This window comes from Mesorhizobium sp. M7A.F.Ca.CA.001.08.2.1 (assembly GCF_003998455.1).
In the GTDB taxonomy this organism is placed as follows: Bacteria; Pseudomonadota; Alphaproteobacteria; order Rhizobiales; family Rhizobiaceae; genus Mesorhizobium; species Mesorhizobium ciceri.
This window is the reverse complement of record NZ_RZPW01000126.1, coordinates 1-10677: the sequence shown is the minus strand read 5'-3', so window position 1 is coordinate 10677 and position 10677 is coordinate 1. Positions and strand designations below refer to the sequence as shown.

11 protein-coding genes are annotated in these 10677 nt (G+C 61.3%); all 11 read left to right on the top strand.

Annotation, left to right across the window (positions count from 1 at the left end; translation table 11 throughout):
- Window positions 1–282: nuclear transport factor 2 family protein (locus EN914_RS10445; RefSeq protein ID WP_164778703.1), on the top strand; the 282-nt coding region annotated here is incomplete at its 5' end.
- Between the two features lie 37 nt (window positions 283–319).
- Window positions 320–1429, top strand: a complete 1110-nt coding sequence (locus EN914_RS10440; RefSeq protein ID WP_024503350.1) for an aldo/keto reductase — start codon at window positions 320–322, stop codon at window positions 1427–1429.
- Window positions 1430–1575: 146 nt separating this feature from the next.
- Window positions 1576–2298 (top strand): UMP kinase, encoded by a 723-nt coding sequence (gene pyrH, locus EN914_RS10435; RefSeq protein ID WP_013531760.1) that lies wholly within the window; start codon window positions 1576–1578, stop codon window positions 2296–2298.
- A 98-nt stretch (window positions 2299–2396) separates the two neighbouring features.
- Window positions 2397–2951, top strand: coding sequence for a ribosome recycling factor (gene frr / locus EN914_RS10430; RefSeq protein WP_013531759.1), 555 nt, complete (start codon window positions 2397–2399; stop codon window positions 2949–2951).
- A gap of 34 nt (window positions 2952–2985) precedes the next feature.
- A complete protein-coding gene (locus EN914_RS10425; RefSeq protein ID WP_013531758.1) occupies window positions 2986–3720 on the top strand; it encodes an isoprenyl transferase in 735 nt (244 codons plus the stop codon).
- Window positions 3717–4532 (top strand): phosphatidate cytidylyltransferase, encoded by an 816-nt coding sequence (locus EN914_RS10420; RefSeq protein ID WP_024503349.1) that lies wholly within the window; start codon window positions 3717–3719, stop codon window positions 4530–4532. Before EN914_RS10425 ends, EN914_RS10420 begins: the two co-directional genes overlap by 4 nt.
- A 103-nt stretch (window positions 4533–4635) precedes the next feature.
- The gene (gene rseP, locus EN914_RS10415) at window positions 4636–5778 is read left to right on the top strand and encodes an RIP metalloprotease RseP (RefSeq protein ID WP_024503348.1); all 1143 of its coding nucleotides are present in this window, start codon (window positions 4636–4638) and stop codon (window positions 5776–5778) included.
- Window positions 5779–5995: 217 nt separating this feature from the next.
- The gene (gene bamA / locus EN914_RS10410) at window positions 5996–8362 is read left to right on the top strand and encodes an outer membrane protein assembly factor BamA (RefSeq protein ID WP_013531755.1); all 2367 of its coding nucleotides are present in this window, start codon (window positions 5996–5998) and stop codon (window positions 8360–8362) included.
- Between the two features lie 75 nt (window positions 8363–8437).
- Window positions 8438–9496, top strand: coding sequence for a UDP-3-O-(3-hydroxymyristoyl)glucosamine N-acyltransferase (lpxD, locus tag EN914_RS10405; RefSeq protein ID WP_024503347.1), 1059 nt, complete (start codon window positions 8438–8440; stop codon window positions 9494–9496).
- The gene (gene fabZ, locus EN914_RS10400; protein ID WP_013531753.1) at window positions 9489–9956 is read left to right on the top strand and encodes a 3-hydroxyacyl-ACP dehydratase FabZ; all 468 of its coding nucleotides are present in this window, start codon (window positions 9489–9491) and stop codon (window positions 9954–9956) included. Before lpxD ends, fabZ begins: the two co-directional genes overlap by 8 nt.
- A gap of 13 nt (window positions 9957–9969) precedes the next feature.
- The coding region (lpxA, locus tag EN914_RS10395; protein WP_127389073.1) for an acyl-ACP--UDP-N-acetylglucosamine O-acyltransferase at window positions 9970–10677 on the top strand (708 nt) is incomplete at its 3' end.

The following is a 10677-nucleotide window of genomic DNA, read 5'->3' as shown; positions in this document are numbered from 1 at the left end:
GCCCTGATTGGCGCCTGGGCGGCAAACCTCAAGGGCAGCAAGACAAGCCTGCATCTGCGCACCAATCACCAGGTCGTTCTCGAGGCGGACACGGCGACTGTCCTGTCGACCGGCTATGCCTGGAACCGGATGGAAGGCAATGGCGACCCGCTTTGGGAGGTCTGGGGCACCTATGAGCATCACCTGACGCGTTTTGCGGATGGCTGGAAGGTCGATGGCTTTGCGTTCCGCATGACACACGAGCGCGGCAATCCCTGGGTCAAGACCACTCCGGGCCAGTGACGCTCGGGCATCTGTCACCAAGCATTGGAAGACGATTATGACCATGACCTACTACACTCTTGGCAACAGCGGCCTCAGGGTCAGCCGGCTGGCGCTGGGCACGATGACTTTCGGCACGGAATGGGGCTGGGGAGCCGACAGGGATACGGCGCGGGCGATGTTCGACGCCTATGTCGAGGCGGGCGGCAATTTCTTCGACACGGCGGATCTCTACACAGACGGCACGGCCGAAGCCTGGCTTGGCGAATTCATCGCCGAGCGCGGCTTGCGCGACATGGCGGTGATTGCCAGCAAGTTCACCATGAACATGCAGCCCGGCAATCCGAATGCCGGCGGCAATGGCCGCAAGAACATCATGCGGGCCGTAGATGCTTCGCTGAAACGGTTGGGGACCGACTATATCGATCTCTATCTCATGCATGTCTGGGACAGGCTGACCCCGGCCGAGGAGGTCGTGCGCACGCTGGACGACCTGGTTCGGATGGGCAAGGTGCGCCATGTCGGGCTTTCCGATGTGCCCGCCTGGTATGCGGGCCGCGCACAGGCGATCGCCGAATTGCGCGGATATGAGCCGGTTTCGGCGTTGCAGCTCGAATATTCATTGGCCGAACGCGCGATCGAGAATGAGTTCGTGCCATTCGGCACGCGCCATGGCGCCGGCATCATGGTGTGGAGCCCGCTGGCCAGCGGACTGCTGAGCGGCAAGTATCGGCCGGCTCAGGCCGGAAACGCGGGCCGGCTCGACGGATTTCGCAACTCGACACATCCGGGTTTCCAAAAGTTCACGCAACGCAACTGGGCTATCGTGGCCGAACTCGAGAAGGTCGCATCCGAGATCGGCCGCAGCATGCCTCAGGTCGCGCTCAACTGGGTGGCGACGCAGCCGGGGATCGCGACCGTCATTCTCGGCGCGACGACGCTCAGCCAAATGCAGGACAATCTTGGCGCGCTGGATTTCGAGATTCCGAAAGCGCATCGCGACCGGCTGGAGAGGGTCAGCAGAACTCCAGCGCCGTTTCCCTTTTCCTATTTCGGCTCGCAGATACAGGCGCGCGTCACCGGCGGCGCGACAACCGGCGACAAGCCCTCCAACTACGTGTCACCGGTGCTTATCGAAGGAGAGTCGGCCAGCGTGTCCACCAATTGATTGATGGGAAGGAAACCGGCGAATTTGCCGTTTGGGCGCCGCGTGACATCGCGGCGCCCTTCGTGTATCGGAACGCCATTGTTTCGAGGCGGCGCCTGCGCGAGGGTAGCCACCGGAACGCGCCACATGCAAATGAAGAGGCCCAGATGACGGTGAAGCCCCTCTACCGACGTGTCTTGTTGAAAGCGTCGGGCGAAGCGTTGATGGGCGAGCAGCATTTCGGCATCGACGTTTCAGTGGTGGATCGCATCGCCGGCGACATCGCCGAGGCGCGTGCATTGGGCATCGAGGTCGGTGTCGTCATCGGCGGCGGCAACATCTTTCGCGGCGTGGCCGTTGCCTCCAAGGGCGGCGACCGTGTCACCGGCGACCACATGGGCATGCTTGCCACGGTGATCAACTCGCTGGCGCTGCGCACGTCGTTGAACAAGATCGGCGTCGACGCCGTGGTGCTTTCGGCGATCGCCATGCCCGAACTTTGCGAGAGCTTTTCGCAGCGCCAGGCGACTGCTTACATGAACCAGGGCAAGGTGGTGATCTTCGCCGGCGGCACTGGCAATCCGTTCTTCACCACTGATTCGGCCGCCGCCCTCCGCGCGGCTGAAATCGGCGCCGACGCACTGTTCAAGGGTACTCAGGTCGACGGCGTCTACTCGGCGGACCCGAAGAAGGACCCGAATGCGACGCGTTTCGAGCGCATCAGCCATGGCGAAGTCATAAATCGCGGCCTTTCCATCATGGATACTGCAGCGATTGCACTTGCGCGCGAAAACAACATTCCGATAATCGTCTATTCGATCCACGAAAAAGGTGGTTTCGGCGATATTTTGAGGGGCGGCGGCCGCTGCACGGTCGTCGCGGACGATTGATCGGCGGCCTGGCCCGAAGGGAAACCGGTTTTCGAAGGTCCGATTCGAAGACGGCCCCGAAGCAGTGAGCCCGCATTAGACGGGTCGAGGAGATAAAGATGAGTGGTGAGTACGACGATCTCAAGCGGCGCATGGATGGGGCCATCGCCGCGTTCAAGCATGATCTGGCTTCGCTGCGGACCGGTCGCGCCTCCAGCAATCTGCTTGATGCGATCCAGGTGCAGGCCTATGGCACCACCATGCCGATCAACCAGGTCGCCAACGTCTCGGTGCCGGAGCCGCGCATGATCTCGGTATCGGTATGGGACAAGTCGATGGTCGGCGCGGTCGACCGCGCGATCCGCGAATCCAATCTGGGTTTCAACCCGATCGTGGACGGCACCAACCTCAGGATTCCGCTTCCCGAACTCAACGAACAGCGACGCAAGGAACTGGTCAAGATCTCGCACACCTACGCCGAGAACGCCCGGGTCGCCGCGCGCCATGTGCGCCGCGACGGCATGGACTTCCTGAAGAAGGCGGAGAAGGACGGCGACATCAGCGAGGACGATCAGCGCAAGCGCTCGGACCAGGTTCAGAAACTTACCGACGAGACGATCAGCACCATCGACCACCTGCTTTCCGATAAGGAAGCTGAAATCATGCAGGTTTAGGGTCTTGGCCTCCGGCTGACCCGAAAGCGAGAACATGGCAACGCCCGCGCATGTCGCAATCATCATGGACGGAAACGGACGCTGGGCCAAGGCGCGCGGCTTGCCTCGTCTTGCGGGCCATCGTGCCGGCGTCGAGGCGCTGCGCAAGACGGTGCGCGCAGCACCCGGGCTCGGCATCTCCTACCTGACCGTCTACGCTTTCTCGTCGGAGAACTGGTCGCGGCCGAAATCCGAGGTCAGCGACCTGATGGGCCTTCTGAAAATGTTCATCCGCCGTGACCTCGCCGAACTGCACCAGAGCGGTGTGCGGGTTAGAATCATCGGCGACCGGGCAGGGCTGCAGCCCGATATCAGGGGACTGCTCGACGAGGCCGAAACGCTGACGGCCGCAAATGAATCTCTGACGCTGGTGATCGCCTTCAACTATGGCGGACGCGACGAGATCGTTCGCACGGCGCAAAAGCTCGCTTTGGCCGTGGCGCGTGGCGAACTCGACGCCGAGGCGATATCAGCCGAAAGCTTTGCCGTTGCGCTTGATACGCAAGGCATTCCCGACCCGGAACTGGTCATTCGCACCAGCGGCGAGCTTCGGCTGTCGAATTTCCTCCTGTGGCAGGCCGCCTATAGCGAGCTCGTCTTCCTGCCTTGCTACTGGCCCGACTTCAGCCGCGAGCACCTTGCCGAGGCTTTGCGTGAGTTTGCTGGCCGCGAACGCCGTTTCGGCGGACTTGGAGGCCAGGACGTCGCTTCGCGACCGGCCGCGGGATGAGCAATCTCCAGCTGCGTGTCGTTTCGGCGATCGTGCTCGCCATCATCACTCTCGGTCTGACCTGGATCGGCGGTCTGCCGTTCCGGCTGCTGTGCGCCGTGATATCGGCGGCGATCTTCTATGAATGGACCCGCATGTCGCGCCCGACCGGGGCCACGGGCCTGGGTTTCCTGCCGGAAGCTCTGCTGGTTGTCTTCATTGGCGCCTTGATTGGCGGCCTGGCCGCCTCCTGGCTGCTGCCGCTTGTGGCGGCCATTGTTGCCGCAACGGCGATAGCCGCCTCGCTTCGCAAGACCGGACAATGGGATGCGAGCGGCCTCGCCTATGCCGCGGTTCCAGGCCTGTCGCTCGCCTTGCTGCGCGATGGCGATCGTTCGGGCCTCATTGCCATCCTGTTCCTGTTTGCGGTCGTCTGGGCCACCGATATCCTTGCCTATTTCGTTGGCCGTGCCGTTGGGGGGCCGAAACTGGCGCCCTCTATCTCGCCCGGCAAGACGCGCAGCGGCGCGCTCGGCGGTGCGCTCGGCGGCGTCGTCGCCGGGCTGGTCCTCGCCGTAGCTGCCGGTGTCGGCAATCTGGCATTGCTCGGCCTGGTGGCGCTCGTGCTGTCGATTGTCTCGCAGGCAGGCGACCTGTTTGAATCCTGGGTCAAGCGCCGCCATGGCCGCAAGGACTCAGGCGCGCTCATCCCGGGCCATGGTGGCGTCATGGATCGTGTCGATGGGCTTGTCGCAGCTGCATTCGCCCTATACGTCATCGGCTGGATTTCGGCGAACGCCGATCATCCGGCGCAGGGTCTGTTTCCCGTTTGAGTGGTGTCATTTCAGGTCCTTTGCGCGATGCGCCTTGGATTCGCCCGGATTGGTGTCACAGTCACGGCGCAGTCTGCGCCGTGGAAGAATTTGAGGGTTTGTCTTGAACGAGATTCTTCACGCGCTTTTCAGCACACAAGGCTTTGTCCTCGGCACGCTGGTGCCATTCCTCTTCGTGCTGACCGTGGTCGTGTTCGTCCACGAAATGGGCCATTACCTTGTCGGGCGCTGGTGCGGCATCGGCGTCAGGGCCTTCTCGATCGGCTTCGGCCCGGAACTCTTCGGCTTCAACGACAGCCACGGCACGCGCTGGAAACTGTGTGCGATACCGCTTGGCGGCTATGTCAAATTCGTCGGCGACATGAACGCCACATCGAGCCAGCCGACGTCGGAAGAAATTGAAACGCTGACCGCGGAAGAGCGCAAGGTCGCCTTCCACACGCAGCCGATCTGGAAGCGCGCGGCAACGGTGGTGGCCGGACCGCTGTTCAATTTCCTGCTGACGATCGTTGTCTTTTCCGTGCTGTTCACCGCCTATGGCCGCTATGTCGCCGAGCCCATGGTGGCCGAGGTGACCGCCGACAGCCCGGCGGCGAAGGCCGGCATCCTTCCCGGCGACCGATTCGTCAGCGTCGACGGCAACAAGGTCGAAACCTTTGGCGACGTCCAACGCCTGGTCTCGGGCCGTGCGGACGACGCAATCACTTTCGTCATGCTGCGCGACGGCCGGGAGGTCACTGTGACCGCGGCACCGCGGCTGATGGAACAGGAAGACGCGCTCGGCAACAAGGTCAAGGTCGCTGTAATCGGTGTCGTCAACAACAAGGAACTCGGCCAGCCACGGCTCATCACCTACACGCCTGTTGGAGCTGTCGCGGCAGCGGTCGAGGAAACCGGTCACGTCATCCAGCGCACCGGCCAGTTCCTGCAGCGCTTTGTTGTCGGGCGCGAAGACAAATGTCAGCTGGGCGGCCCGGTGAAGATCGCCGACATGGCGGGCAGGGCTGCGAAACTGGGATTCGAATGGCTCGTGCAGCTGGTTGCACTGCTATCCGTTGGCATCGGAATTCTGAACCTTTTGCCGATTCCCCCCCTCGACGGCGGTCACCTCTTGTTCTACGGGGTGGAGGCTGTCATTCGCCGTCCGGTGTCGGAACGGATGATGGAAATGGCCTATCGGGCCGGGTTGCTTCTGGTGCTGTGCTTCATGGGGTTCGTTTTTTGGAACGATCTGTTTGGGTGCTGAAATCATGAAGAAATTTGGCTTCCGCATGGACGATGTTGAGACGCCGTTTACCATGCAAGGGGATATGAGTGACGCGAAAGCCACGCCGCAGGGTTAAGTAAATACAAATTAACCAGAAGCCTTGCGTGTAGGGAAAATCCGGTTAATACGGTAGGGGAAATTACCGCACGTCCGGTTTTCTCGCCGTGGGGACTACGAGAAAAGGTTATTAAGCCCGATGAAGGCAGCATCCAAGTTTCTAAGCGCCGCGTCCGCGGTGACCCTGTCCGCGGCCATGGTCGTGCCAGGCGCGCTCGCAGTGCAGTTCGTTGCCACATCGGCGGCTGAAGCCGCTGTCGTCAGCAGAGTCGAAGTAAGCGGCAACCAGCGTATCGACGCTGAGACCATCCGCAATTACATCACCATCAAGCCGGGCAAGGCTTTCTCCAGTTCCGATATCGACGGTGCGGTCAAGGCACTGTTTGGCACCGGCCTGTTTTCGGATGTGCAGATCAACCAGGTCGGCTCGACGCTGGTGGTCAAGGTTGCCGAGTACCAGGTTGTCAACCAGGTGCTGTTCCAGAACAACAAGAAGCTCAAGGACAATGCGCTCGCGGCGGCGGTGCAGCTGAAGCCGCGCGGAACGTTCTCGCAGGCGACGCTGGATGCCGACGTGGAATCGGTCAAGGCTGCCTACAAGCGCATTGGTCGCGACGACGTGACCGTGACCACGCAGGTCATGCAGCTTGGCGACAATCGCGTGAATGTGGTCTTCAACATTGCCGAAGGCGATCGCACGCAGATCGCGGCGATCAATTTCGTCGGCAACAGCGCCTATTCCAGCCGCCGCCTGTCGGATATCATCAACACCAAGCGTTCGTCCTGGGTTTCCTTCATCCTGCGCGACGACGTCTACGACGATGACAAGCTGCGCGCGGACCAGGAGCTGCTGCGCCGCTTCTACTACAATCACGGCTATGCCGACTTCCAGGTCGTGTCCGCCGTCGGCGAGCTCGACAGCGCGACGAACAAGTACACGGTCACCATCACCGTCCAGGAAGGCGACCGCTACACGTTCGGCGATGTCAGCGTCGAGAGCACGATCCCTGAAGTCGACGGCAAGTCGCTGGAATCGGTGATCGAGACCCACAAGGGTGACGTCTACAACGCCAAGAACGTCGAGGATTCCATCATCGCGCTGACCGAGAAGGTGGCCGGTTCCGGCTATGCCTTCGCGCAGGTCACGCCGCGCGGCGACCGCAATTTCGAGAACCACACCATTTCGGTGGTCTATACGATCGACCAGGGCACCAAGGCCTATATCGAGCGCATCGAGATCCGCGGCAACGATCGCACGCGTGACTATGTCATTCGCCGGGAGTTCGACGTCAGCGAAGGCGACGCCTTCAACCAGGTGCTCATCCAGCGCGCGAAGAAGCGCCTGGAAAACTTGAATTACTTTGAGAAAGTCGACATCTCGACCGTGCCTGGCTCGCAGCCCGACCAGGTCGTTCTGGTGGTCGACGTGGTTGAGAAATCGACCGGCGAGTTCTCGGTGGGTGCTGGTTATTCGACCGGTGGCGACACGGCCGGTCCGTCGGTCGAAGGCTCGGTGACCGAGCGCAACTTCCTCGGTCGCGGTCAGTTCATCAAGCTGTCTGCGGGCGGCGGCAAGAATTCACGCGACTACAGCCTGTCCTTCACCGAGCCTTATTTCCTCGGACGGCGCATCGCCGCCGGTTTCGACATCTATAAGTCGACGCGGGAATACAACAACAACTATGACAGCGATACCACAGGCGCGACGATCCGTTTCGGCCTGCCGATCACCGACAGCATCACGACCCAGTTGGCGTACAACATCTCGCAGGAAAAATATAAAGTTGACGATGGTTGCTTGACCGATGGGGTTTATATTCCTGGCAGCCCTTGCAATATCTCAACTGCAATCCTTGATGGCATCGATCAGAGCCCTTGGATCAAGTCGTCGGTCAGTCTCGGGCTGGTCTACAACACCATCGACGACATGAAGAACCCGCATGAGGGTATCTATGCCAACACAACCGTCGAAGTGGCCGGTCTTGGCGGCGATGCCAAGTTCGTGAAGATCACGGGACGCGGCAGCGTCTATCAGACGTTGTCCGAGTCGCTTGATCTTGTCGGCCTTATTTCGGGCGGCGCCGGCCATGTCGAGGGTTATGGCAGTGACGGCCTGCGTATCTTCGATCAGTTCCAGAGCACGGACCGCATGATCCGTGGCTTCGCCTATGGCGGTATCGGGCCTGTGGATCCTCTCACGGGTGACCATCTCGGCGGTACGACCTACTTCAATGCTTCTGCTGAAGCCCAGTTCCCGCTGCCAGTCGTTCCGGAAAGCTTCGGCCTTCGCGGAGCTGTGTTTGCTGACGCGGCGACTCTCTATGGCAGCAAGGTTACGAGCGTTGCTCAGGAGTCAACGGACATGCAGCTGCGTGCCTCTGTCGGCGTTGGTCTGATGTGGGCGTCGCCGTTCGGTCCGATCCGTATCGACTATGCGATCCCGGTCAAGAAGGAAGCGCGCGACGACGTGCAGGAATTCAACTTCGGCATATCGACCCGCTTCTGATCGGCGGCCAACGATGCTCTCGGGTCTTCAGGGTCCGGGAGAAATGTTCCGACCTAGCTGGATATAGCTTCTGGAATGACCGATCCGGTGTTCTTCGCGCCATCACGCCGGTATACGGCGGGCGAAGTCGCGAATCTGACCGGCTCGGTGCTTGTCGATTCCGGCCACTCCAATATTTCGATCGAAGCACTCGCGCCGGCCAGCGAGGGCGGCGAGAATGCGCTCGTCTTTGTCGACGGCAAGCGTAATTCCGCGCTGATGCCGTCGCTGCGGGCTGCCGCGGTGCTGTGCCCGGCGGAATTTGCCGGCAAGGCGCCGGCAAGCGTTGCCGTTCTCATTCATCCGCGTCCGCAACAGGCCTTCGCGCTGATCGGGCGTCTGCTGTTTCCGAGGGCAGCGACACCAGGGCCGATGACCAGTGAAACCGGCGTCTCGCCGTACGCTCATGTCGATGCGACCGCGCATGTCGAAGCCGGTGCCGTCATCGAGGCCGGCGCGGTTATCGGGCCAAGCGCTTCGATCGGCAGCGGTACTGTCATCGCCCCGAATGCGGTCATCGGACAATCCTGCCAGATCGGCCGCGACGGCTATGTCGGTCCGGGCGCCAGCATCCAGTATGCCTTGATCGGCAATCGCGTCATCATTCATGGCGGCGCCAGGATAGGCCAGGATGGTTTTGGCTTCGTCGGCGGGGCCAAGGGTCCTGAGCGCGTGCCGCAGATCGGCCGTGTCGTTATCCAAGACGACGTCGAGATCGGCTCCAACACCACCGTCGATCGCGGCGCCATGTCCGATACGATCATCGGCCAAGGCACCAAGATCGACAATCTCGTGCAGATCGCCCATAACGTCCGCATCGGCCGCAATTGCATAATAGCCGGGCTTTCGGGTATTTCGGGTTCTGTGGTCGTGGGTGACAATGTCACCATGGGCGGCGGCGTGGGGCTTGCGGATCACCTGACGATAGGGACAGGGGCCAAGCTTGCCGCCAGAAGTGGATTTATGAGCAATGTCCCTGCAGGCGAGATCTGGGGCGGCTATCCGGCACAGCCGATGGCGGAAGCCATGCGGGAGATAGCCATGCTGCGCAAGCTCGCCAGGACCCGCAAACAGGGCGAGGGAGGCAATGGCTGACATGATCGCGTCGACGACGCTGGAAGCGGTCGACATCATGGGGCTGATGAAGCTCCTGCCGCACCGCTATCCGTTCCTGATGATCGATCGTATCGTCGACATCGATGGTGACGAATCCGCCATCGGCATCAAGAACGTGACCATAAACGAGCCGCATTTTCAGGGCCATTTCCCTGAGCAGCCGGTCATGCCGGGTGTGCTTATCGTTGAGGCGATGGCGCAGACGGCCGGCGCCATCTGTATCCGCAGCCTGGGTACCGAAAAGCCGTCGCTGGTCTATTTCCTGACCATCGACAACGCCAAATTCCGCAAACCGGTCGTTCCCGGCGACCAGTTGAAGATCTATGTCAAGAAAATCAAGAAACGCGGCAACCTGCTCAAATTCGCTTGTGAAGCCATGGTCGACGGCGCCAAGGCGGCCGAGGCCGAGATTTCAGCCATGATGGTCACCAGCGACTGACGATCGAGTGCTTATGAAAATCAAGACATCCATCCATGCTTCCTCCATTGTCGAGGAAGGCGCCAAAATCGGCCAAGGTGTGCGCATTGGGCCGTTCTGCCATGTCGGCGCCGATGTGGTGATCGGCGACGACGTCGAACTGGTCAGTCATGTCTCGGTGATGGGCGCGACGTCGATCGGCGCCTCGACCAAGGTCTACCCGATGGCGACATTGGGCGCGCCGCCGCAGAACACAAAGCACAAGGGCGGCCGAACCACCCTGGTCATCGGCAGGAACTGCACGATCCGCGAAGGCGTGACGATGCATCTCGGCACCGATTCCAGCCGCGGTGAGACGACGGTCGGCGACAACGGCAATTTCCTCGCCTACGCCCATATCGCCCATGATTGCGTCGTCGGCAACAATGCGACGTTCGCCAATGGCGCAACGCTGGGCGGCCACTGCGAGGTCGGTAACAATGTCTATATCGGCGGCCTGACCGCAGTGCATCAGTTTGTCCGCATCGGCGACAACGCCTTTCTGGGCGGTTGCTCCGCGATCGTCGGCGATGTCATCCCCTTTGCCATAGCGGTCGGCAACCGCGCCAGTTTGCGCGGTCTCAACATCATCGGGCTCAAGCGCTCCGGCCTGCCGAGGTCCGAAATCCTTGTGCTGCGCAAGGCTTACAGGATGATCTTCGATCGTTCCCGCACTGTTGGCGAACTCGATGTTCTCGCCAAC